Below are 24,189 nucleotides of genomic sequence, written 5' to 3'. Positions count from 1 at the left end.
GGATTTGACAAGGTAAGGGTATGGGTATGCAGAAAGAGAAACTTTCCGCTTTAATGGACGGCGAGGCAGCGGATACCGAACTGCTTAACACATTGGGGCGGGATGCTGAACTGCAAAAAAGTTGGCAAAGCTACCATTTGATTCGCGATACGCTGCGTGGTGACGTGGCGCAGAGTGTTATTGACATCGATATTGCCGCGCGCGTGGCGCAGGCGATTGCCGAAGAGCCGGTGCGCATTGCGCCCCAGGCTATTCCCGAAGCACAGCCTCATCCCGATACCTGGTCGCGTTTGTCGTTCTGGGACAAAGTGCGTCCCTGGGCAAGCCAGTTGACTCAGGTTGGGGTGGCCGCCTGTGTCTCGTTGGCAGTGATCGTCGGCGTGCAAATGCAACGCGCCCCGGATCAAGCCCCGGAAGCACAGAACGATATGCCCGCGTTTAGTACGCTTCCCGCCATGGGCACTGCCTCTCCGGTAAGCCTGGGTGTACCGTCTGAAAACGTGGTGTCGCACGGTGGTCAACGTCAGGTTGAAGCACAGCGCAACCGCATTAATGTCATGTTGCAGGACTATGAGTTGCAGCGCCGCCTCCATTCGGAGCCGTTGCAAGGTCAGCAAGATGAAGAACAGCAGGCCGCTATTCAGGTGCCTGGCACTCAATCTTTAGGAACGCAATCTCGTTAATGAAGCGTGTTGGGTTTGCTTTTTGCATTCTGCTCGGTTGCTTACCCTATTCAACAACCGTCCTGGCGCAGCCTGCGTCAGGTACGGTGTTGCAGCCTCAGCCCTCGTCCTCGCTGCAACAGATGGGCAATGCTATCCGGGCATTGAATTATGAAATACATTTCATCAATATCTCACGGCAGGGCATCGAATCTCTGCGCTATCGGCATGCCCGTATAGACAACCGTCCCGTGGCACAGTTGCTGTTTATGGATGGGCCTCGCCGGGAAATCGTGCAGCGAGACCGGGACATCAGTTACTTTGATGCCGATCTCGAACCCTTCTCGCTCTCCAGCGATCACATCATCGATTCGTTCCCCAGCCTGGTTTATGCCGATCATCAATCGCTTTCCGCGTTCTATGATTTCATTCCGGCGGCAGGCAGAGTGCGTATTGCCGATCGCCTGTGTGAAGGGATGCGTATTATTTCCCGGGATGGGACTCGTTATAGTTACAGCGTATGGTTTGATGTTGCCACCAAACTGCCGTTGCGTATTGATTTGCAGGATCGCAACGGGGAACGGCTGGAGCAATTTCTGGTGACATCGCTGGTGGTCAGTGATGACATCCGTGAAACGTTGCGCCCATTATTAACCGAAGGCTTACCGCCATTGCTGACGACACCGTCGGCCGAAACGGTTAACCTGAGCTGGATCCCTGAATGGCTGCCGCAGGGCATGAAGGAGATCTCGCGTACCCGCAGAACGCTGCCCGGAATAAGCATCCCGGTGGAGTCGCGTCTGTTCAGTGATGGTTTATTCAGCTTTTCTGTTAATATTACGCCATCGTCGGAATCCCGTGCCGAGCAGTATGTCACCACGGGACGGCGCAGCGTACACACAGAAATCCGCAATGGTTATGAAATCACCGTAGTCGGCGAATTGCCCCCTACGACGGCCAAACGCATTGCGGATAATGTCATTTTTCAATCGCAGTAAATTCGCAAGATGTAGGGCGCAGGTATGATCAAAGAATGGGCGACCGTGGTTTCCTGGCACAATGGCGTGGCCGTGCTGCACTGTGAGCAGCGTTCCGGGTGCAGTGGTTGTCAGTCGCGTAAAACCTGTGGCACTGGGCTTCTGAGTGAATTAGGGCTGTCCGCCGAGCAGGCGTTGCACGTTCCGTGCGAGCAGCCCTTGCTGCCGGGTCAACGTGTTGAATTGGGTATTTCCGAAAGTAGCCTGCTGCGTTCCGCCATGCTGGTTTATCTGGTGCCGTTGTTGGGGTTGTTCACGGGGGCGGGATTGTTGCAGTCGCTGTTCGCCAACGATCTGGCGGCGGTGCTGGGCGCGGTGCTGGGCGCCGCGTTGGCGTTTATTCTGGTACGCGGCTGGTCACTTAAATTAGGCGAGAAACGTCATTACCGCCCGGTTATTTTGCAGATAGCCCTGCCGGGACAGCCGCTGCAAATCGAATCTTAAGCCTCATTTAACCGGGCGAGCCGCTGTGCCACCCGGTAGCTTCTCACCGAACTATTCTCTGTCCAACGCGCGCGTGCTTGCCCTTAAACGTCTTCTTTTTCCCGGTTGTCTGCCATGATGGAATAAAAGCGCCATAATCAAAGGGAATACGGGTTGATGACTAGGTTTTCCGGCGTCTGACATGTAGAATGCATCGGTTCTGGTGAAAGGGGAAGGCATTGCCGCCATTTTCATCGCATGCGCATGCCAGACGGCAAGAATTTCAGAAATACCAAGGTAGAAAAACTTTCATAATGAAGCATATACGAAATTTCTCCATTATTGCCCATATCGACCACGGTAAGTCGACGCTTTCTGACCGCATCATTCAACTCTGCGGCGGTTTATCTGACCGTGAAATGGCGGCGCAGGTGCTGGACTCCATGGATCTGGAACGTGAACGCGGCATCACCATCAAAGCGCAAAGTGTAACGTTGGATTACCATGCGAAAGATGGCGAAACCTACCAACTGAATTTTATCGACACACCGGGACACGTTGACTTCTCCTATGAAGTTTCTCGTTCTCTGGCGGCGTGCGAAGGTGCGCTGCTGGTGGTGGATGCAGGGCAAGGCGTAGAGGCGCAAACGCTCGCCAACTGCTATACCGCGATGGAAATGGACCTTCAAGTGGTCCCGGTGCTCAACAAGATTGACCTGCCCGCCGCCGATCCCGAGCGCGTGGCCGAAGAGATTGAAGATATCGTCGGCATTGATGCTACCGATGCGGTGCGCTGCTCGGCGAAAACCGGGGTTGGCGTTCCTGATGTGCTTGAGCGTCTGGTGAAAGAAATTCCACCGCCCGAGGGCGATCCTAACGCGCCGCTTCAGGCGCTGATCATCGACTCCTGGTTCGACAACTACCTTGGTGTGGTCTCACTGATTCGTATCAAAAACGGATCGTTGCGCAAGGGCGACAAAGTGAAGGTCATCAGTACCGGTCAGGTGTACAACGCCGATCGTCTGGGGATTTTCACGCCGAAGCAGGTCGATCGTGATGTGCTTAACTGCGGTGAAGTGGGTTGGCTGGTGTGCGCCATCAAGGACATTCTTGGTGCCCCGGTGGGGGATACTCTGACACTGGCTCGTCAACCGGCCGACAAAGCGCTGCCGGGCTTCAAAAAGGTTAAACCTCAGGTTTATGCCGGTTTATTCCCGGTCAGCTCTGATGATTACGAGAACTTCCGTGATGCGTTAGGCAAGCTGAGCCTCAATGACGCCTCACTGTTCTACGAACCGGAAACCTCAACCGCGTTGGGCTTTGGTTTTCGCTGCGGCTTCCTGGGCCTCCTGCACATGGAGATCATTCAGGAACGTCTGGAGCGTGAATACGATCTGGATCTGATCACCACGGCACCGACCGTTATTTACGAAGTGAAGACCACGCGTCAGGAAATTGTCTACGTTGACAGCCCTTCCAAGCTGCCGCCGCTCAACAACATCGAAGAGTTGCGGGAACCTATCGCGGAATGCCATATGCTGTTGCCGCAGGAATACCTGGGTAACGTGATCACTTTGTGCATCGAGAAACGCGGTGTGCAGACCAACATGGTTTACCACGGTAATCAGGTGTCGTTGACCTATGAAATTCCGATGGCGGAAGTGGTGCTCGATTTCTTCGACCGACTGAAATCGACCTCGCGCGGTTACGCATCGCTGGATTACAGTTTCAAACGTTTCCAACCCTCTGACATGGTACGGGTCGATGTCATGATCAACGCCGAACGTGTTGATGCGTTGGCGCTGATTACTCACCGCGATAACTCACAGTATCGTGGCCGTGAGTTGGTGGAAAAAATGAAAGAGCTGATCCCGCGCCAGCAATTTGATATTGCCATTCAGGCGGCCATTGGCAACCACATTATCGCGCGTTCAACCGTGAAACAGCTGCGTAAAAACGTATTGGCGAAATGTTATGGCGGTGACGTGAGCCGTAAGAAAAAGCTGTTGCAGAAACAGAAAGACGGTAAGAAGCGCATGAAACAGGTCGGCAACGTTGAATTGCCGCAAGAAGCCTTCCTCGCCATTCTGCACGTTGGCAAAGAGAGCAAATAAACCCTGAGGAGTTGGCATGGCCAATATGTTTGCCTTGGTTTTAGCGCTGGCGACGCTTGTCACCGGCATTGTCTGGTGTTTTGAACGCTTTAAATGGGCACCGGCACGCAAGGCGAGAGCAGAGGCGGCGCTAAGTGCGCAGCAGGATGGCGGCACGGGCGTTGTAACCATCAAACAGCCCGGTTGGATTGAAACCTGCGCGTCAGTGTTTCCGGTATTGGCGCTGGTGTTCGTTGTTCGCTCCTTTATTTACGAACCGTTCCAGATACCGTCGGGCTCAATGATGCCGACACTGCTGATTGGTGATTTTATTCTGGTGGAGAAATTTGCCTACGGCATCAAAGATCCTATCACGCAGACCACGCTGATCCCGACTGGGCATCCGCGACGCGGGGATGTTGCGGTATTTAAATATCCTGAAAATCCGCGTTTGGATTATATCAAACGCGTGATTGGTCTGCCGGGCGACAAGGTTTCTTACGATCCGCTCAGCAAACAGGTTACGGTGCGTCCCGCGTGTGAAGGCTCGGCGTGCGACAGCGCCGTCGCGGTGACGTACAGCAACCTCGAAGCCAGTGATTTCGTGCAAACGTTCGGCCGTCCTGGTTCGGAATCGAGCAGCGGTTTCTACGCGCTGCCACGCGGTGAGGAGAAGCCGGGCGGCGTGCGTATGGGCGTTCGTCAGGAGACGCTGGGCGACGTTTCGCACCGCATTCTGGTGGTGCCCGGTAGCCAGGATCAACTGGGGATGTACTACCAGCAGTCTCGCCAGCCGCTGGCTACGTGGGTGGTGCCAAACGGGCACTATTTCATGATGGGTGATAACCGTGATAACAGCGCCGATAGCCGTTTTTGGGGCTTTGTGCCGGAAAAGAATCTGGTCGGCCGCGCAACGGCAATCTGGATGAGCTTTGAGAAACAAGAAGGTGAATGGCCAACGGGCGTACGTTTAAGCCGAATTGGTCGAATTCATTAATCACCGTGATAAACCCGCAGCATTATTTTCGGGTACGTTGTAGAATTGTTGTATCTCGAACTGCATTCCCGTTGCAGGTAGCCTCTTGCAACGGTGAATGTCACGAGAATAAACGAAAAACGCAGGCTCCGTTCGGAGCCAATGCAAACGAAACAGCTTTGTTCCCCCTGTCGTGCGTAAGTGCGACCCGAACAGCGCTGTTCCGTATGCTGCGGTAAATAGGTATTGTTGATCTATTGGTAACACATGAATCCCATCTTAATAAATCGGTTACAAAGAAAGCTGGGCTATACTTTCCAGCAGTACGACCTGTTATTGCAGGCGTTAACGCACCGCAGTGCCAACAGCAAACACAATGAGCGTCTGGAGTTTCTTGGTGACTCCATCCTGAGTTTTGTGATTGCCAATGCACTTTACCATCGCTTTCCCCGTGTCGATGAAGGGGATATGAGCCGTATGCGCGCCACGCTGGTGCGCGGCAATACGCTGGCGGAAATTGCGCGTGAATTCGAATTAGGTGAATGCCTGCGCCTTGGCCCCGGGGAATTGAAAAGCGGCGGCTTCCGCCGTGAGTCTATTTTGGCAGACACGGTCGAAGCGCTGATTGGCGGTATTTTTCTGGACAGCGATATCCAGAACATCGAAAGACTGATTCTGAATTGGTATCAGACCCGATTGGATGAAATCAGTCCAGGGGATAAACAGAAAGATCCCAAAACCCGGTTGCAGGAGTATCTGCAAGGGCGTCATCTGCCGTTGCCTACCTATCTGGTGGTGCAGGTGCGCGGTGAAGCACACGATCAGGAATTCACCATTCATTGTATGATCAGCGGTTTTAATGAACCGGTGATTGGTACGGGCTCCAGCCGACGCAAGGCGGAGCAGGCAGCAGCGGAACAAGCGTTGAAAATACTGGAGATTGAATGAGCGAAGAACAAACCTACTGCGGTTTCGTCGCGATAGTTGGGCGACCCAACGTGGGCAAATCCACGTTGTTGAACGAACTGCTGGGGCAAAAAGTCTCCATTACTTCGCGCAAGCCGCAAACCACGCGCCACCGCATTATGGGGATCCACACCGAAGGCGTCTATCAAGCCATTTACGTGGATACGCCGGGGCTGCACATTGAAGAAAAACGGGCGATCAACCGCCTGATGAACCGTGCAGCCAGCAGTTCCATCGGCGACGTTGAGCTGATCATCTTTGTGGTGGAAGGGACGCACTGGACTGACGACGATGAAATGGTCGTGGGCAAGCTGCGCGATCAAAAACATCCGGTACTGTTGGCAATCAACAAGATTGACAATGTGACGGATAAAACCAAGCTGCTGCCGCATATCCAGTTTTTAAGTGAAAAAATGAACTTCCTCGACGTGGTTCCTCTTTCTGCGGAAAAGGGCACCAACGTTGACACCATTGCCAGCATTGTGCGCAAACACCTGCCCGTGGCCGAGCATCACTTCCCGGAAGATTACATCACCGATCGTTCACAGCGCTTTATGGCGGCTGAGATTATTCGTGAAAAGCTGATGCGTTTTCTCGGTGAAGAGTTGCCCTATTCGGTGACTGTCGAGATCGAACGCTTCGTGACCAACGAACGCGGCGGCTATGACATCAATGGGTTGATTCTGGTTGAGCGCGAGGGTCAGAAGAAAATGGTGATCGGTAACAAAGGCGCAAAAATCAAGACGATTGGTATTGAAGCGCGTCAGGATATGGAAGCCATGTTCGAAGCCAAGGTGCACCTGGAACTGTGGGTGAAAGTGAAATCCGGCTGGGCGGATGACGAACGGGCACTGCGCAGCCTGGGCTACATCGACGATTTATAAGGTCAACGCCGATGGAAGGCTGGCAGCGCGCGTTTGTCTTGCATGGGCGACCTTACAGTGAAACCAGCCTGCTGCTGGATCTTTTCACGGAAGACGAAGGGCGTGTCCGCGTTTTAGCCAAAGGCGCGCGTGCACGCCGCTCTCCGCTAAAAGGGTGTTTGCAACCGTTCACGCCGTTGCTGGTGCGCTGGGGCGGACGCGGTGAAATAAAAACTTTGCGTAACGCTGAACCGGTATCCCTGGCATTACCGCTCACTGGCATCATGTTGTACAGCGGCCTCTACGTCAATGAATTGCTTGCCCGCGTGCTGGAGCACGAAACCAACTTTTCCGCACTCTTCTTCGATTACCTGCATTGCTTGCAACAACTGGCGGCGTTGAGCTCCTCACCGGAACCGGCACTGCGCCGTTTTGAGCTGGCGCTGTTGGGCTATCTCGGTTATGGCGTTGATTTTCTGCACTGTGCAGGCAGCGGGGAGCCGGTTGCCGATACCATGACCTACCGCTACCGCGAAGAAAAAGGGTTTATCGCCAGTATGATTGTGGATCAGCGCAGTTTTACCGGCTATGAGCTGCGCGCGCTGGCGGCGCGGGAGTTTCCTGATGTGCAAACCCTGCGGGCTGCGAAACGCTTTACGCGTATGGCGCTCAAACCCTATCTGGGCGGCAAGCCCTTAAAGAGCCGTGAACTGTTTCAGAAATCTGCCGTTTTACGTACCCGCACGCCTCCTGTGGCAAAAGAATAATGACCTGAACGGTAAACCTTTCCGTCTTACCGTACCCAATGATTACCGCAGTGGTAACAACCCGAAAGGCCGGTGTACACTGGTCGCCTAACGGTGATTTTTTTGAGGACTGGTTTCATGGCAGAGCTTTTGCTGGGTGTAAATATCGATCATGTGGCGACCCTGCGCAATGCGCGCGGCACAGCGTACCCCGATCCGGTGCAGGCTGCGTTTGTTGCCGAGCAAGCTGGGGCGGACGGTATAACGGTTCATCTGCGTGAAGATCGTCGTCATATCACCGATCGCGATGTGCGTTTGTTACGCCAAACGTTGCAGACGCGCATGAATCTTGAAATGGCAGTGACGGAAGAGATGCTGACGATTGCCTGCGAGCTGCGCCCTCACTTTTGTTGTCTGGTGCCTGAGAAACGCCAGGAAGTGACAACGGAAGGCGGGTTGGACGTCGCGGGTCAACTGCCGCGCATGACATCCGCCGTGGCGCGTTTGCACGAGGCGGGGATTCTGGTATCCCTGTTTATCGATCCCGAACGTGTGCAAATTGATGCCGCTGTAGCCGTTGGCGCGCCTTATATCGAAATCCATACCGGTGCTTATGCTGATGCACAGGACGACACGCTGCGCCAGCAAGAGTGGGCGCGTATTCGCGATGCGGCGGTTTATGCTGCCAGCAAAGGACTCAAGGTAAATGCCGGGCACGGCCTGACCTACCACAACGTGCAGGCTATCGCAGCCCTGCCTGAAATTCATGAGCTTAATATCGGGCATGCGATTATCGGTCGCGCCGTCATGAGTGGCTTGGCAGAGGCCGTCGCGGAGATGAAAGCATTGCTGCGGGAAGCCCGTCGTTAATGGCTATTCTGGGACTTGGTTCGGACATTGTGGAGATCGCCCGTATCGAGGCGATTATCGCGCGATCCGGCGATCGCCTGGCGCGCCGGGTATTATCCGCGCAAGAGTGGTTGCACTATGAAAAACACCCGCAATCCGCCCGTTATCTTGCCAAGCGCTTTGCTGTCAAAGAAGCGGCGGCGAAAGCTTTAGGCACCGGCATTAGCCAAGGGCTGGCTTTCGATCAATTCGACGTGTTTAACGATGCGTTGGGTAAACCTTGCTTACGACTCTGGGGGCGCGCGCAATCAATGGCGGAAAACTTAGGGGTAGCGGAGATACACGTGACCATCGCCGATGAACGGCACTATGCCTGCGCCACGGTGATCCTTGAGGGGGAGCGAAAACGCCCGCTCACAGACGATCGGCGTGATGCATAACGACAAATTTTTCCCATAATTGATCCCGCGTTTCCACTTGTTGCGGGTCACGAATGATTGTATTGTCAATCGGGCATACCTTTTGGCAGGTAGGCACATCGTAGTGGCCCACACATTCCGTGCAACGCAGCGGGTCTATTTCATAGGTATCCAACCCCATGGAAATTGCCTGATTGGGACATTCAGGCTCGCACATGTCGCAGTTAATGCATTTAGGGGTGATCAGTAATGCCATTTCTCTATACCTTGCAAAACCAGCTGCGGATTATACCCGTAACGGCGTAGCCGAGCACTCTCTTTCCCAGACATCTCTCGCATAAAATAGCGTAATAAGCCAAATAACCAATAAAGTTTTCTGTGGCTTTGCCGATATCCATTTTTCTAAGTATGAGCAAGCTAACAACGTATCACATCAGGTCTTATGACAAAATGTATCGGGCAGCAGGGGAATTTAGGGGTTATACAGGCGCTGCCTTCTGAACTTGGGGATGCGGCAGCTTTTGAACGCCATTATTGGCATCACTGTCAAAGACGCTACAACTTTCAGCCTATTTACCGCACCAGCGGCAAGCTGTTAGCCATAGAGCTGCTTACCGCTGTGTTTTCGCCAGCGTTTCCGCAGCGGTTTGTTTCACCTGAAACCTATTTTGCCAGTATCAATGTGGGCGAGCGGTTACAGGTGGTGATTGAGCAAATGCAGCTTCTGTCCCGTTGGCATCCGCGTTTTATTCAGGATGGCATTCTGGCGTCAGTCAATGTGGACGGGCAAACGTTGCACGCGTTACAACAGAGCCATGAAGCGAAGCAGTTGATCGCCTCCATGCCCTGGCTGCGATTTGAAATCGTGGAAAATCAGGGAGCACTCTCGCAAGAAGTCTTGACGATGTTTCCCGAAATGCAGCATCTGTGGCTGGATGATTTCGGGGCGGGCGTCGCCAATTTTTCATCGCTGATGCAGGCGCAATACGACTGTATCAAAGTGGCGCGCGAGCTGTTTATTTTGCTGCAAAAAAGTGAAGAGGGGCGTCAGTTGTTCCCGTCACTGGTGGCGCTTCTGTCCCGCTTTTGTAATCACGTAGTGGTTGAAGGGGTCGAAACGCAGGAAGAGTGGGGCATGGTAACGCAAACGCGGGCTGACGCGGTACAAGGGTATTTTCTTTCGCGCCCCCAGCCTTTTGAGAATTTTAGCGAGCTGAAATCTACGTTGTAACGATGTGCAGGATCAGGTAAATCTGATGCACCTGTATCACTGTTAGCGCGTGGTTACTTGACACGATAATTTACATTTTATTTTTTCCTTTCTTCGCGCGCTGCTTTTTCGCCGTTTGCTGTCCTGCCTGACGCCTAAACGTTAAAAATGGTGATTCATTTTGTTAGATAGGCTCTTTTCATTGTTTAATTCTTGTAATTTTTTCAGCGATGGTGTTTTATATTGTTAATGATTGGTGGAGTGAACCTTGCCGCTCCTAATCCTCATCGGGGTTCAAGAGGTGCAGATGATAAGTGAAACGATTTTGCATTGATGGTAACTTTATGAATATAATGAGAAAAAGGGTTTTTTATTTAATGAGAACGATCAATTACCGTGTGGTGATAGATTTTATTGATTAAAACAGTGATACCTATTGGTATAATTGATTTGCTTACAGAATTTTGATGTTCAAAATACGTAACATTGGAATTCGTAAGTTTTTTATTTCATTAGATAAACTTATAACACTAGTTATTATTCATCACCTTAACGCTAATTAAAGATACTCTGTTTGGACTTGTTATTTTTATTTACACACAGTGATAGATGGGGGCTTTATGCTGATGTTCCTATGTTTTTGAGTTTATCTGAACACAGGAGCGTTTTTTTATCCCTCCCTCCCGCTCTCCGGAAAACTGCCGATCCCGAATCTGTATGGGAGAGCGGCGCTTTGTCTGTGTGTTTCACTATCCGTGATGTGGTTTGCATGACCAGTCCTTTCGAGGACTGAGGGGCGTGTTATTGTGTATGAGATAATAATAACCATACTTATAATACTGTTGTTAGTTTCTGTTATCAGAAACAGGGGAAGTAAGCAAAAATTTAAGCAGGATCGCGAAAAGCAAGACTTCCTCGATACGATTTTTTATGCCACAGAATATAGCCCGGCCTCGATCATTATTGCGAATGAGAATTGTGAAATTCTTTATGTAAATCGTCAGTTTGTAACCATGTCTGGTTATCTGCCAGATGAGGTGATTGGCAAAAAAACCAATATAATGAACTCGGGAATGACCAACCCCAGCGTCTATGAAGATCTCTGGTCAACGCTCGATCGTGGTGAGATCTGGAGCGGTGAATTTATTAACCGTCGCAAAGACGGCCAGCTCTATTGGGAAAAAGCCAATATTTCGAAGATGTATAACAAGGTAACAGATTCAACCAATTATGTTGGCGTGAAGCTGGATATCACGGAGCGTAAAGCCAAGGAACACCACGATAACTCCTACAACCGTGCGTTAGAACTTCTCTCCAGCGGTGCACCGTTGAAAGATATCCTTGATGCCATCGTGTTTAGCGTGGAGGAAAAAAACCCGGGCCGGATCGTCTGCTCCGTGTTGTTGGTGGATAAAGAGAAGAAATGCCTGACACTGGCTTCTGCACCCAGCTTGCCCGGCTTTTATAAAAATGCCATCCATAACGTTAAAATCGCTGACGGTGCAGCCTCTTTTGGTACGGCGGCATATACCGGTAAGCGCGTGATTGCGGAAGATATTTCCATTCATCCTGATTGGTCCTTGTATAAAGGGCTCGCACTCTATGCCGGGTTACGTTCTTGCTGGTCTGAGCCCGTTATCGGCCAGAATAAAGAGATCCTCGGTGTGCTCAGTGTTTACCACCGCAAGCCTTATGTGCCAAACGAAGAAGAGACGTTCTCCATTGAGAAATCTGCGCAATTGGTTGGCATTGCCATTGAACGCTACAGTGCCATTGATATGCTGCGTCGCAGTGAAGAGCATTATCGCCAACTGGCGCATTATGATTCACTGACATCACTGGCAAACGGCCTGACATTTGCGGAACAGATGGAACAGGCTATTTTGCTGTCAAAACAGACGGGACGCCGTATCGCCCTGATGTTTCTCGATTTGGATAAATTCAAACAGATCAATGACACCTTTGGCCATGCCATCGGTGACTTGTTGTTGAAAGAAGCCGCTGCACGCATGCGCAGTTCAGTACGTGATACTGACACTGTCTATCGCCGTAGCGGCGATGAATTTATTATCTTGCTGCAAGGCATTAAAGAAGAAGCTAACACCATCTATGTCGCGGACAAGATTCATAATGCCATGAATAAACCGTTTGAGATTGAAGGGAAAAAGCTCGAAGTATCGTGCAGTATCGGTATTGCGCTCTATCCCGAGCACGGCACTGATTCACTGACGTTAGCCATCAACGCGGACTCTGCCATGTACCAGGCAAAAGCGATGGGGCGTAGTCAAACGCAAATCTACGTCGTACAAAACGGTCATCAGTGATAATGGCAGGGACGTTAGGGAAATGAACAACACAAACTGTCATTAACAGGGCAGGTTGTGTTGTTCAATGAAAGTCTTGAATAGCACTGCGTGATAATTAGCGTTCCCGCAGTGCTTCGGCATTTGCTCGGATGATGGGTTTAAGCAAATAACTCAGAATGGTTTTCTTTCCGGTAATAATATCCACGGATGCTACCATGCCGGGAATAATCACCAGGGGTTTATCCTCAGTGCCCAAGTAATTTTTATCCGTGCGCAACCGAACGATATAAAAGCTATTGCCTTCTTTATCCGTCATGGTGTCAGGGCTAATTTGCTCAACTTTCCCTTTTAATCCACCATAGATCGTATAATCGTAGGCCGTCAGTTTGATTATTGCATTCTGACCGGCATGTAGAAAGGCAATATCTCGCGGTGAGATTTTTGCTTCAACCAGTAAATTTTCATCCAACGGAACTATTTCCACGATGTCGTTGCCCGGTTGGATAACGCCACCAATGGTATTGACCATCATCTGCTGCACAATGCCTTTCACCGGCGAGACCACCAGCGTGCGGTTTACGCGATCTTCCAGCGCCTTACCCGTGGCGGCTATCTTGTTCAGACTGGTTTGTGCTTCAGTCAACTGGGTCAGTGCATCGCTTTTATAGCGTCCGCGCGCTTCCTGAACCTTGTTTTCAATTTCCTTGATGGCAGAGTCAGCGCGAGGAATAGCCAGCGTCATGGATTCCAACTGCCCCTGCGTTTCCACTTCAGCCCGTTTCAACCGCAACACTTCGACTTTAGATATTGCACCCTCTGCAATCAATGGCTCTGACATTCTTATTTCTTGTTGCAGCAAATTGAGGCTATTACGAAATTGTGCCTGCTTGGCCACATAATCGCGCTGCTCCTGCTTTTTCTGCACCAGTTGCTCTTCCAGACCCGAGATCTCATTACGAAATTGTTGGCGTCTGCTGTTGTACAGGTCCATCTCGCCCTTGGCGATGGCAGGGGCTTTTTCTTTGATTTCTGCTGCGAAGTCTAATTCGCGATCGTTGATTTCAGCCGTTAACCGTTCGATACGCGAGAGCAGCCCCAGCCTGTCAGCCTCCGTCTCGCCAACGTTTGAGGCGAAGCGGGTGTCATCGAGTCGCAGTAACGGATCGCCCTGATTGACGATTTGCCCCTCGTGAACGTAAACCTCAGTGACGATACCGCCTTCCAGGTTCTGGATTTTTTGCAGACGGGATGACGGAATGGCCTTACCGTCGCCGCGCGTGACTTCATCAATACTGGCAAACGCGGCCCACAAGATGAAAAACAGGAAAAAAAAGAAAATCGCCCACAGCGTAATACGGATAGCTTTGGGAGAATCTTCCAGCATCGCGCGGCTGACCTCAGGAATTGCCTGAAGCGTTTCTCGATCCCTGCGGGAGAAATAGCGAAGGAAATCCGCGGTGCGTTTAGCGAGATGCATTGATCTGTCCTTTCTTTAACGCATCCATCACGATAGCCTTTGGACCATCGGCAATAATGCGGCCTTTATCGATAATGATTAAACGATCTACCAGGGCCAGCATGGAAACGCGGTGCGTCACCAACAGCAGGGTTTTATTTTGCAACACCGGCTGTAATGCCTGTTTTAAGCGGTCTTCGCTGGTGTTGTCCATTGAACTGGTGGGTTCATCTAACACCATGATCGGCGGATCGAGCAACAGCGCACGCGCGATGGCGACGGCCTGGCGCTGACCGCCAGAGAGTTGCAGGCCGCGCTCTCCCACCTGCAAGTTATAGCCATCCGCATGCAGGCGGGCGAATTCGTTGACGCCGGCGATTTCAGCGGCGCGCAGCATGGATTCATCATCAATATAGCGAGCACCGCTGATCAGGTTATCGCGCAGGGTGCCGCTGATCAGTTGAATATCCTGCGGTACATAGCCAATGTTGTGGCGCAAATCGCTGACATCCAACTGACGTGTGTCCACGCCGTCGATCAAAATATTCCCTTCGCTTGGCGGATAAAGATTGACGATCAGTTTTTCCAGCGAACTTTTGCCTGAACCACTTCGGCCAATGATGCCGACTTTTTCACCTGCGGCGATAGCGAGGTTGATGTTGTGCAAAGAGCGGTGCTTCTGTTCGGGATAGCTGAAGGTCACATCGCGGAATTCCAGGCTGCCCTGAATACGTTCGCGTTTAAGCGGCCGCTCATTTTCCTGGCGCTCTTGCGGCAACTGCATCATCTCTTCCGTGGTGGTCATGGTTATCTTGGCCTGCTGGTAACGCGCGACCAGACCCGATAGCTGACCAAGGGGCATGAGTGCGCGGCCACTGAGCATGTAGCTGGCAATCAATCCCCCCATACTGAGTTTGCCATCAATCAACAGGTAGACGCCTGCGATAATCATCACCACCCCGGCGATTTGCTGGAACCCCATCGTCAGGTTGACGGCAAGAGAAGAAAGCGCTTTAGCGCGCATTTCCAATCGGCTGAGGCTTCCCAACGTTTGTTCCCAACTGTGCTGGCGCTCGCTCTGGGCATTATTGACCTTCAGCGCATCCAGGCTGCTGAGTGTTTCTATCAGGGTGGCTTGGCGCTCGCTTGCCAGTTCCATCGTCTTGCTGATGGTATCAACCAGCGGTTTTTGCAGCGCCCAACTGACGGCTAAGGCAATGGGATAGGTGAGTATGGGCACCCACACCAACGGACCGCCAATCAGGCCAATCACCAGCAATAGCAGCAGCGTGAACGGGAAATCGATCAGCGTGGTCAGGGTCAGCGAGGAGAGGAAATCCCTCAACGATTGAAATTCATGAATATTTTGCGCGAAGCTGCCGACGCGGGCCGGGCGCGCAACCATCGACATCCCGATGATGCGTTCAAACAGCGAGGCGGAGATGATCAGGTCGGTCTTTTTTCCTGCCATATCGAGGCAAATGCCACGCAGCGTTTTCAGGATAAGATCGAAAATAAACGCACCAATAACGCCAATGGCCAGCACCCAAAGGGTTGCCGTTGCTTGATTGGGCACCACTCTGTCATACACATTCATCACGAACAGCGGCGTGGCGAGTGCGATGATATTGATAACAAAACTGGCCAGCACCGCATCGGCATACAGGAAGCGCGACAGCCTCAGCGTGTCCTTGAACCAGGATTTGGTGTGTGGGATAAGCGATTCGTTTTGGATATCAAAGGCGTGTCTGGGTTGTGCAAACAGCACCAGACCAAGATAATTCTCCTGAAGCGTGTTGCGATCGACGCGTATCTCGCCGCCTTCCGTCTCACTCGGCATGATGCGTGCGGAACCATCGTCGTTCCAGCCAAGCAGTACCGCCGAGCGACCTTCCCGCAGCAATAACATCGCAGGTAGCGACATGTCGGGAATGCCATCCAGCGGGCGTTTTAATACCCGGCCTTGCAGCCCTGCGCGGCTGGCCGCGCGTGGCAGCAATGGCACCGTCAGGCGCTGTTTTGCCAAAGGAAGACCCGCAGTAAGCGTCGCACGACTCGCAGACTTGCCCTGTAGCGCGCACAAAATCAACAAACCATCCAGTAACGGATCGTCATGACGGGTGCGAGGATCGTTGTGTTCATGCGCAACGGGCGCTTCCGGAGTATCGATATCCTCGACGGAATGTAACTTCATCTCACTGATCTTCCCTTACATAACACAGTCTGCCGTGCTTACCACACGCTTGATAGGTGCGATAAAACACGGCAGACAAACGAGCCACGGCCTCGTGCAACCCACTGTCGTTTCCGACGCAGATGCTAGTTTAACGAAGGCAAATCCACATCTGCCGTGACGTTATCCAAACTTTGTCCCGCTGTTGGGCTCTGGATTGAGAGATTGCGCAGCAGGTCTCCCATTCTGGCCTTGATACGATACTCGGTAAACCTCTCAATGAATTGAATCTCTACCAGACGACGCTGTGCGGTGAGAAGTTCATTTTCACTGTCCAGCAAATCCAGCAGCGTACGTTCGCCAATGCTGAATTGCTTTTGGTAGGCGGTGCGAACTTTCGTGCTGCGATCGGCATACTCGGCTGCGATGGGGATTTGCTGGCGGGCGTTATTCAGCGCCGTCCAGGCAAGACGCAGTTCTTCGTTCAACTGACGCAGCGTGTTGTTGCGAATATCCTGTGCCTCTTTGATTTGATACGCTTTTGCATCCGCGTTGGCCTTATTGCTTCCTCCCTGATAGAGGTTGTAACGCATTCTGACCATCGCCTGCCACTCGTTGCTTTGTCCGCGTACGCCGTCCACGTTGTTATTCATATTGCGGTCGAGCTCGACGTTGACACGAGGATAATAGGAGGACTTTGCAGCCTCATATTGTTGTTGTGTCGCTGTGATGTCAGATTCGGCGGATTTGAGGATCGGGCTGTTGGTCAGCATGACGCGCCGGGCCTCTGCCAGCGAGGCGGGAATGGTTAACAATGCGGTATCTGGCAGTATCAGGTTATCGGGCTCGATACCTGTAACGCTAAAGTAGTTGGTCTTTGCGTCATCCAGATTGGTCTGCTCGGTAAGCAGATTGTTCCTGGCCTGTGCCAAACGCGCTTCTGCCTGCTCGAGATCTGCCAGACGCGCAACGCCTTGCTGGCTGCGCAGCCGGATCTGATCGTAGATACGCTCGTGATTAGCGAGATTGTTTTGTGCCAGTTTGACAAATTCTGCCCGTTGCAGCACATCAAGGTAAACCTGGACCGTATTCAAGGCCACGTTCTCAGACGTGTTCAGTACTTTATAGGCGCGAGAATTAACGGTAGCGCGCTGCCGACCGACTTCACTCGACGTAGCAAACCCGTCAAACAGCGTTTGTTGTAAAGTGATACTGGATTCACGGCGTTGCAGTTCTGTTTTGCCGCCGCTGGCGCGCGTAGAAACGGTATCCGTTTGCTCACGACCGGTCCCTGCGTTCATATTGATTGACGGCAAGTATCCGCCCTTGGCGGAGCGTAAATCATGATCGGCGGAGAGCCGACTGTTCACCGACGCACTGACTTCGGGATGCGTGGCAAGAGTTTGTTTGATTACATCCTGTAAAGTCGCGGCGCTGGAGGGCTGTGCGACCATAATCCCTAAAGGTAAAAAAGCGTATCGAAATACAGGTAGCATAATGCTGTTTTCCTTTATGGCATGTAAACGCTGTGATTAATTTGAATGCTTGGTTTTTTTTGTGATTATTCTTAATTTACCCTCACGCCTTTTTTTCTCAATAGCACACCGCGAGAGTTTTGAAACTCCTTTATGATCAGTTGATTGTATTGTTATCTCATTCTGATTCAAGGTCTGAGAAATATTTGATGCTCTTTTGTATTAAAGTTTGTAGCAAGAATATTCCGAATTTTTTATGATTATGCTGAGCGAGTCAAGTGATTGACGCTTATACCGTCATTTTTTGCTCCGGCAAACCGGTTTTCTCCATCATGGTTAACTCATTAGTACGCTAAGTGGTTAACATTTCTGGAGCGCCGTTTTTTTGCTTAAGCAAGTGTACGGTCAACGCGCGTTGATTGATGACTGCACAGTTTCAAGGCCAGGAGAGCAAATCGCAGATTTACCCATCAGGATGATGTTGATATCCCCTTACAACAACTCAATATCTGTATAAAAATAATTATAGATATCAAGGAGAAGCCGTAGTGAATAGCGTAATCGGTATCATTAAATTCGTTATCGGGCAAGTCTTCGTCATTTCTCTTGATGGCACACAGCGGTTATTAACGGCAGGTGACAAAATTTATCGTGGCGAAGAAATCGTCACGGGCGGTGACGGCTCGGTGTCTATCACGTTGCCGGACGGAAAAACCCTGGATGTTGGGAGAAACAGCCAGTGGAGTGACACTACCAGCGTAGTGCCGCAAGCTACCGCACAAGACGCTCAGGATGTGGCGGCATTACAGGATGCCATCGCACAAGGCGCTGACCCGACTCAAGTGCTGGAAGCGCCAGCCGCGGGTAATACTGACGTTGGCGAAGCGGGCGACGGTGGTGGCAGTCACGTCAATGCTGCCGACATGGTCTTTGGCTTGACAGGGCAGGTGGTTGAGGCTACTGCGGGTTATGATACCCAAGGGCTGGCATTTGCCGCGACGTCTACCGACGATCTGACAGGCGCTGATGTTGCCAATCGCGCCGCCGCAGCCAGCAGCGAAACGACACCGGATACTACGCCTCCTGCGTTGACCATTGTTATCAATCCTGATGGCTCGGTGACCTTCACCTTTACCAAGCCGCCAGTCGGTTTTGATGCCAGTGATGTGAGCGTGAGCAACGGTACGCTCACCAATCTGGTTCAGGATCCCACCGACCCTACCCGCTGGACGGGTACGCTCACCCCAAATCCCAATTTTGAAGGGACGGTCACTGTCACCGTGCCTGATGGTTCATATAGCGATGAAAACGGCATTCCTGGTACGGGCGGGCAGGATTCGGTAACCGTAGATACGTTGCCCCCTGATGCAGGCATTGCGATCGATCTCATTGCCAATGACGATGTTGTTAACGCAGAAGAGGCCGGACAAAGTCAAACCATTGGTGGAACGGTCTCGGGTGACGTGAAGGCGGGTGATACCGTCACGCTGACGATTGGTAATGAACGTTATACCACCACGGTGAATGCGGATGGAAAAACGTGGAGCGTGAGCGGCGTGCCGGGTAGCGTGCTGGCAAGTAACAGCGCTGTTAATGCCTCTGTGACCACTTCCGATGAGGCGGGTAACCAGACTACTGCCAATGCTACACGCCCTTACGGGGTCGATACCTCTGCCCCAGACGTTGCGATTACCCACTTCGCGGGTGACGACGGCTTTATTAATAGCGCTGAGTCGACAGCGACCGTTATCAGCGGGACCAGCAGTGAGTCTTCCGTAGACCTGACGTTCACGGACGTTAACGGCAAGGTAGTCACGATCGTTGGCGTGCCGGTGGTGAACGGCCAGTGGAGCACCTCTGTTGATCTGAGCGGTCTGGCGGAAGGCAAGATCGACGCCAAAGCCACCGCCACCGATCCCGCCGGTAATCAGGCGCACGACACCGCCAACTCGACGCTGGATGTGACTGGCCCGAGCGTCGATATCGAGCACTTTGCCGGCGATGACGGATTTATCAATACCAGCGAGTCGACGGCGACGCCGGTGAGCGGCACCAGCAGCGAAAAAACCGTGGATCTGGTGTTTACCGACGTCAATGGCAAGACGGTAGAGGTCAAGAACGTCTCGGTAGTGGACGGCAAGTGGAGCACCACGGCGGATCTGAGCAGCCTGGCGGAAGGCAAGGTGGAAGCCAAAGCCACCGCCACGGACCCGGCCGGCAATCAGGCGCACGACACCGCCAACTCGACGCTGGACGTGACTGGCCCGAGCGTCGATATCGAGCACTTTGCCGGTGACGACGGCTATATCAATACTGCGGAATCCACCGCCACCCCGGTCAGCGGCACCAGCAGTGAGAAGACGGTTGATCTGGTGTTTACCGACGTCAACGGCAAGACCGTTGAAGTGAAAAATGTCAGCGTGGTGGACGGCAAGTGGAGCACCACGGCGGATCTGAGCAGCCTGGCGGAAGGCAAGGTGGAAGCCAAAGCCACGGCGACTGACCCGGCGGGCAATCAGGCGCACGATACCGCCAACTCGACGCTGGATGTGACTGGTCCAACGGTCGATATCGAGCACTTTGCCGGCGATGATGGCTTTATCAATACCAGCGAGTCCACCGCCACGCCGGTCAGTGGGACCAGCAGCGAAAAAACCGTGGATCTGGTGTTTACCGACGTTAATGGCAAAACCGTTGAGGTCAAGAACGTATCGGTAGTGGACGGCAAGTGGAGCACCACGGCGGATCTGAGCAGCCTGGCCGAGGGCAAGGTGGAAGCCAAAGCCACGGCGACGGACCCGGCCGGCAATCAGGCGCACGATACCGCCAACTCGACGCTGGATGTGACTGGTCCGACGGTCGATATCGAGCACTTTGCCGGCGATGATGGCTATATCAATACCAGCGAGTCGACGGCGACGCCAGTCAGCGGCACCAGCAGCGAGAAAACCGTGGATCTGGTGTTTACCGACGTCAACGGCAAGACCGTGGAAGTGAAAAATGTCAGCGTGGTGGACGGCAAGTGGAGCACCACGGCCGATCTGAGCAGCCTGGCGGAAGGCAAGGTGGAGGCCAAAGCCACCGCCACTGACCCGGCCGGCAATCAGGCGCACGATACCGCCAACTCCACCCTGGACGTCACCGGACCGAGCGTGGATATCGAGCACTTTGCCGGCGATGACGGCTTTATCAATACCAGCGAGTCGACGGCGACGCCGGTCAGTGGGACCAGCAGCGAGAAGACGGTTGACCTGACGTTCACGGACGTCAACGGCAAGGTTGTCACGGTAACTGGTGTGACCGTGGTAGACGGAAAATGGAGCACCACGGCCGATCTGAGCAGTCTGGCGGAAGGCAAGGTGGAAGCCAGGGCTACCGCCACTGACCCGGCGGGCAATCAGGCGCATGACACCGCCAATTCCACCCTGGATGTGACTGGTCCAACCGTCGATATCGAGCACTTTGCCGGCGATGATGGCTATATCAATACCAGCGAGTCGACGGCGACCCCGGTGAGTGGTACCAGCAGCGAGAAGACGGTCGATCTGGTGTTTACCGACGTTAACGGCAAAACCGTTGAGGTCAAGAACGTCTCGGTAGTGGACGGCAAGTGGAGCACCACGGCCGATCTGAGCAGTCTGGCGGAAGGCAAGGTGGAAGCCAAAGCCACCGCTACGGACCCGGCGGGTAATCAGGCGCACGACACCGCCAACTCGACGCTGGATGTCACTGGTCCGAGCGTGGATATCGAGCATTTTGCCGGTGACGACGGCTTTATCAATACCAGCGAGTCGACGGCGACGCCGGTCAGCGGCACCAGCAGCGAGAAGACGGTTGATCTGGTGTTTACCGACGTTAATGGCAAGACGGTAGAGGTCAAGAATGTCAGCGTGGTGGACGGCAAGTGGAGCACCAGCGCCGATCTGAGCAGCCTGGCGGAAGGCAAGGTGGAGGCCAAAGCCACCGCCACTGACCCGGCGGGCAATCAGGCGCATGACACCGCCAACTCGACGCTGGACGTCACCGGCCCGAGCGTCGATATCGAGCACTTTGCCGGTGATGACGGCTTTATCAATACCAGTGAATCCACCGCCACGCCGGTGAGCGGCACCAGCAGTGAGAAGACCGTGGATCTGGTGTTTACCGACGTCAACGGCAAGACGGTTGAGGTCAAGAACGTATCGGTAGTGGACGGCAAGTGGAGCACCACGGCCGATCTGAGCAGCCTGGCCGAGGGCAAGGTGGAAGCCAAAGCCACCGCCACTGACCCGGCGGGCAATCAGGCGCACGACACCGCCAACTCGACGCTGGATGTCACCGGTCCGAGTGTCGATATCGAGCACTTTGCCGGCGACGACGGTTATATCAATACCGCGGAATCCAAAGCCACGCCAGTCAGCGGCACCAGCAGTGAGAAGACGGTTGATCTGGTGTTTACCGACGTCAATGGCAAGACGGTAGAGGTCAAGAACGTCTCGGTAGTGGACGGCAAGTGGAGCACCACGGCGGATCTGAGCAGTCTGGCGGAAGGCAAGGTGGAAGCCAAAGCTACCGCTACGGACCCGGCCGGTAATCAGGCGCACGACACCGCCAACTCGACGCTGGACGTGACCGGCCCGAGCGTCGATATCGAGCACTTTGCCGGTGACGACGGCTATATCAATACCAGCGAGTCGACGGCGACCCCGGTCAGCGGCACCAGCAGCGAAAAAACCGTCGATCTGGTGTTTACCGACGTCAACGGCAAAACCGTTGAGGTCAAGAACGTATCGGTAGTGGACGGCAAGTGGAACATCACGGCCGATCTGAGCAGTCTGGCGGAAGGCAAGATCGACGCCAAAGCTACCGCCACGGATCCGGCCGGTAATCAGGCGCACGACACTGCCAACTCGACGCTGGATGTGACTGGTCCGAGCGTCGATATCGAGCACTTCGCCGGCGACGATGGCTATATCAATACCAGCGAGTCCACCGCCACGCCAGTCAGCGGCACCAGCAGCGAAAAAACCGTGGATCTGGTGTTTACCGACGTCAACGGCAAAACCGTTGAGGTCAAGAACGTATCGGTAGTGGACGGCAAGTGGAGCACCAGCGCCGATCTGAGCGATCTGGCGGAAGGCAAGGTGGAAGCCAAAGCCACCGCCACGGACCCGGCGGGTAATCAGGCGCATGACACCGCCAATTCCACCCTGGATGTCACCGGTCCAACGGTCGATATCGAGCACTTTGCCGGCGACGACGGCTATATCAATACCAGCGAGTCGACGGCGACGCCGGTGAGCGGTACCAGCAGCGAGAAGACGGTTGACCTGACGTTCACGGACGTGAACGGCAAGGTTGTCACGGTAACTGGTGTGACCGTGGTAGACGGAAAATGGAGTACCAGCGCCGATCTGAGCAGTCTGGCGGAAGGCAAGGTGGAAGCCAAAGCCACGGCGACGGACCCGGCGGGTAATCAGGCGCACGACACCGCCAACTCGACGCTGGATGTCACCGGACCGAGCGTGGATATCGAGCACTTTGCCGGCGATGACGGCTATATCAATACCAGCGAGTCGACGGCGACGCCAGTCAGCGGCACCAGCAGCGAGAAGACCGTTGATCTGGTGTTTACCGACGTTAATGGCAAAACCGTTGAAGTGAAAAACGTCTCGGTAGTGGACGGCAAGTGGAGCACCAGCGCCGATCTGAGCAGCCTGGCGGAAGGCAAGGTGGAAGCCAAAGCCACGGCCACGGACCCGGCCGGCAATCAGGCGCACGACACCGCCAACTCGACGCTGGACGTCACCGGACCGAGCGTCGATATCGAGCACTTTGCCGGTGATGACGGCTTTATCAATACCAGCGAGTCGACGGCGACGCCAGTGAGCGGCACCAGCAGTGAGAAGACCGTGGATCTGGTGTTTACCGACGTCAACGGCAAGACCGTTGAAGTGAAAAACGTCTCGGTAGTGGACGGCAAGTGGAGCACCAGCGCCGATCTGAGCAGCCTGGCGGAAGGCAAGGTGGAAGCCAAAGCCACGGCGACGGACCCGGCGGGTAATCAGGCGCACGACACCGCCAACTCTACGCTGGATGTCACCGGACCGAGCGTGGATATCGAGCACTTTGCCGGCGACGACGGCTTTATCAATACCAGTGAATCCACCGCCACGCCGGTGAGCGGCACCAGCAGTGAGAAGACCGTGGATCTGGTGTTTACCGACGTCAACGGCAAGACGGTTGAGGTCAAGAACGTATCGGTAGTGGACGGCAAGTGGAGCACCACGGCCGATCTGAGCAGCCTGGCCGAGGGCAAGGTGGAAGCCAAAGCTACCGCCACTGACCCGGCGGGCAATCAGGCGCATGACACCGCCAACTCGACGCTGGACGTCACCGGTCCTGCGGTAGATATCGAGCACTTTGCCGGCGATGACGGCTATATCAATACTGCAGAATCCACCGCGACGCCGGTCAGCGGCACCAGCAGTGAGAAGACGGTCGATCTGACGTTCACGGACGTGAACGGCAAGGTCGTTACGGTAACCGGTGTGAC

General features: G+C 53.6%; 17 protein-coding genes. 13 read left to right on the top strand and 4 right to left on the bottom strand.

The features are described 5' to 3' along the window. The first annotated feature begins 26 nt into the window (after positions 1–26). The 10 genes from rseA (at position 27) to acpS (ending at position 9,055) form a co-directional block, all read left to right on the top strand. The gene (rseA, locus tag J5067_RS22495) at positions 27–683 is read left to right on the top strand and encodes an anti-sigma-E factor RseA (protein WP_264646030.1); all 657 of its coding nucleotides are present in this window, start codon (positions 27–29) and stop codon (positions 681–683) included. Continuing rightward, positions 683–1,660, top strand: coding sequence for a sigma-E factor regulatory protein RseB (gene rseB / locus J5067_RS22490; protein ID WP_264652060.1), 978 nt, complete (start codon positions 683–685; stop codon positions 1,658–1,660). The genes rseA and rseB overlap by 1 nt, the downstream gene beginning before the upstream one ends. 24 nt (positions 1,661–1,684) lie before the next feature. Further along, complete coding sequence (gene rseC / locus J5067_RS22485) at positions 1,685–2,143, top strand: SoxR-reducing system protein RseC (RefSeq protein ID WP_264646032.1); 459 nt, start codon at positions 1,685–1,687, stop codon at positions 2,141–2,143. A gap of 293 nt (positions 2,144–2,436) precedes the next feature. Continuing rightward, entirely contained in the window at positions 2,437–4,236 is a 1,800-nt protein-coding gene (gene lepA / locus J5067_RS22480; RefSeq protein ID WP_264646033.1) for a translation elongation factor 4, read from the top strand. Between the two features lie 16 nt (positions 4,237–4,252). Then, on the top strand, positions 4,253–5,212 hold the full coding sequence (gene lepB / locus J5067_RS22475) for a signal peptidase I (protein ID WP_264652059.1): 960 nt from the start codon (positions 4,253–4,255) through the stop codon (positions 5,210–5,212). 246 nt (positions 5,213–5,458) lie between these two features. Then, positions 5,459–6,139, top strand: coding sequence for a ribonuclease III (gene rnc, locus J5067_RS22470; RefSeq protein WP_264646035.1), 681 nt, complete (start codon positions 5,459–5,461; stop codon positions 6,137–6,139). Beyond that, positions 6,136–7,041, top strand: coding sequence for a GTPase Era (gene era, locus J5067_RS22465; protein ID WP_264646036.1), 906 nt, complete (start codon positions 6,136–6,138; stop codon positions 7,039–7,041). Before rnc ends, era begins: the two co-directional genes overlap by 4 nt. Positions 7,042–7,052: 11 nt before the next feature. Beyond that, positions 7,053–7,787: a DNA repair protein RecO gene (gene recO / locus J5067_RS22460; protein ID WP_264646037.1), complete on the top strand. Its 735-nt coding sequence runs from the start codon at positions 7,053–7,055 to the stop codon at positions 7,785–7,787. Positions 7,788–7,904: 117 nt separating this feature from the next. Continuing rightward, positions 7,905–8,636 carry a pyridoxine 5'-phosphate synthase gene (gene pdxJ / locus J5067_RS22455; RefSeq protein WP_264646038.1) on the top strand — a complete coding sequence of 244 codons (732 nt, stop codon included), beginning with the start codon at positions 7,905–7,907 and terminating at the stop codon, positions 8,634–8,636. Next, a complete protein-coding gene (gene acpS, locus J5067_RS22450; RefSeq protein WP_264646039.1) occupies positions 8,636–9,055 on the top strand; it encodes a holo-ACP synthase in 420 nt (139 codons plus the stop codon). The genes pdxJ and acpS overlap by 1 nt, the downstream gene beginning before the upstream one ends. Here acpS and J5067_RS22445 read toward each other — a convergent pair. Continuing rightward, positions 9,030–9,290, bottom strand: coding sequence for a YfhL family 4Fe-4S dicluster ferredoxin (locus J5067_RS22445; protein ID WP_264646040.1), 261 nt, complete (start codon positions 9,288–9,290; stop codon positions 9,030–9,032). The genes acpS and J5067_RS22445 overlap by 26 nt on opposite strands. A 186-nt stretch (positions 9,291–9,476) precedes the next feature. Here J5067_RS22445 and pdeH point away from each other — a divergent pair, with 186 nt between their 5' ends. Continuing rightward, positions 9,477–10,265: a cyclic-guanylate-specific phosphodiesterase gene (gene pdeH, locus J5067_RS22440; RefSeq protein ID WP_264646041.1), complete on the top strand. Its 789-nt coding sequence runs from the start codon at positions 9,477–9,479 to the stop codon at positions 10,263–10,265. 785 nt (positions 10,266–11,050) lie between these two features. Beyond that, positions 11,051–12,568: a bifunctional diguanylate cyclase/phosphodiesterase gene (locus J5067_RS22435; RefSeq protein ID WP_264646042.1), complete on the top strand. Its 1,518-nt coding sequence runs from the start codon at positions 11,051–11,053 to the stop codon at positions 12,566–12,568. A 97-nt stretch (positions 12,569–12,665) separates the two neighbouring features. Here the strand turns inward: J5067_RS22435 and J5067_RS22430 are convergent, their stop codons facing one another. From J5067_RS22430 to J5067_RS22420, 3 genes are all read right to left on the bottom strand, one after another. Continuing rightward, positions 12,666–14,027, bottom strand: a complete 1,362-nt coding sequence (locus J5067_RS22430) for an HlyD family type I secretion periplasmic adaptor subunit (protein WP_264646043.1) — start codon at positions 14,025–14,027, stop codon at positions 12,666–12,668. After that, positions 14,014–16,200, bottom strand: a complete 2,187-nt coding sequence (locus J5067_RS22425; RefSeq protein WP_264646044.1) for a type I secretion system permease/ATPase — start codon at positions 16,198–16,200, stop codon at positions 14,014–14,016. The genes J5067_RS22430 and J5067_RS22425 overlap by 14 nt, the downstream gene beginning before the upstream one ends. A gap of 125 nt (positions 16,201–16,325) precedes the next feature. Next, positions 16,326–17,675: a TolC family outer membrane protein gene (locus J5067_RS22420; RefSeq protein WP_264646045.1), complete on the bottom strand. Its 1,350-nt coding sequence runs from the start codon at positions 17,673–17,675 to the stop codon at positions 16,326–16,328. Positions 17,676–18,202: 527 nt separating this feature from the next. Between J5067_RS22420 and J5067_RS22415 the strand changes: the two genes are divergently transcribed. After that, positions 18,203–24,189, top strand: a 5,987-nt coding sequence (locus J5067_RS22415; protein ID WP_264652058.1) for a retention module-containing protein, incomplete at its 3' end; no start/stop codon positions are given.

Source organism: Candidatus Symbiopectobacterium sp. NZEC151, assembly GCF_025962655.1.
Lineage (GTDB): Bacteria > Pseudomonadota > Gammaproteobacteria > Enterobacterales > Enterobacteriaceae > Symbiopectobacterium.
This window is presented reverse-complemented; position numbering and strand designations above follow the sequence as displayed.

Excerpts from the sequence above, each read along its gene's own strand:
- rseB (WP_264652060.1), top strand. The coding sequence starts at position 683 with ATGAAGCGTGTTGGGTTTGCTTTTTGCATTCTGCTCGGTTGCTTACCC.
- J5067_RS22430 (WP_264646043.1), bottom strand. The coding sequence starts at position 14,027 with ATGCATCTCGCTAAACGCACCGCGGATTTCCTTCGCTATTTCTCCCGC.
- acpS (WP_264646039.1), top strand. The coding sequence starts at position 8,636 with ATGGCTATTCTGGGACTTGGTTCGGACATTGTGGAGATCGCCCGTATC.
- J5067_RS22445 (WP_264646040.1), bottom strand. The coding sequence starts at position 9,290 with ATGGCATTACTGATCACCCCTAAATGCATTAACTGCGACATGTGCGAG.
- rnc (WP_264646035.1), top strand. The coding sequence starts at position 5,459 with ATGAATCCCATCTTAATAAATCGGTTACAAAGAAAGCTGGGCTATACT.
- J5067_RS22425 (WP_264646044.1), bottom strand. The coding sequence starts at position 16,200 with ATGAAGTTACATTCCGTCGAGGATATCGATACTCCGGAAGCGCCCGTT.
- pdeH (WP_264646041.1), top strand. The coding sequence starts at position 9,477 with ATGACAAAATGTATCGGGCAGCAGGGGAATTTAGGGGTTATACAGGCG.
- lepA (WP_264646033.1), top strand. The coding sequence starts at position 2,437 with ATGAAGCATATACGAAATTTCTCCATTATTGCCCATATCGACCACGGT.
- recO (WP_264646037.1), top strand. The coding sequence starts at position 7,053 with ATGGAAGGCTGGCAGCGCGCGTTTGTCTTGCATGGGCGACCTTACAGT.
- rseA (WP_264646030.1), top strand. The coding sequence starts at position 27 with ATGCAGAAAGAGAAACTTTCCGCTTTAATGGACGGCGAGGCAGCGGAT.
- rseC (WP_264646032.1), top strand. The coding sequence starts at position 1,685 with ATGATCAAAGAATGGGCGACCGTGGTTTCCTGGCACAATGGCGTGGCC.
- era (WP_264646036.1), top strand. The coding sequence starts at position 6,136 with ATGAGCGAAGAACAAACCTACTGCGGTTTCGTCGCGATAGTTGGGCGA.
- J5067_RS22420 (WP_264646045.1), bottom strand. The coding sequence starts at position 17,675 with ATGCTACCTGTATTTCGATACGCTTTTTTACCTTTAGGGATTATGGTC.
- lepB (WP_264652059.1), top strand. The coding sequence starts at position 4,253 with ATGGCCAATATGTTTGCCTTGGTTTTAGCGCTGGCGACGCTTGTCACC.
- pdxJ (WP_264646038.1), top strand. The coding sequence starts at position 7,905 with ATGGCAGAGCTTTTGCTGGGTGTAAATATCGATCATGTGGCGACCCTG.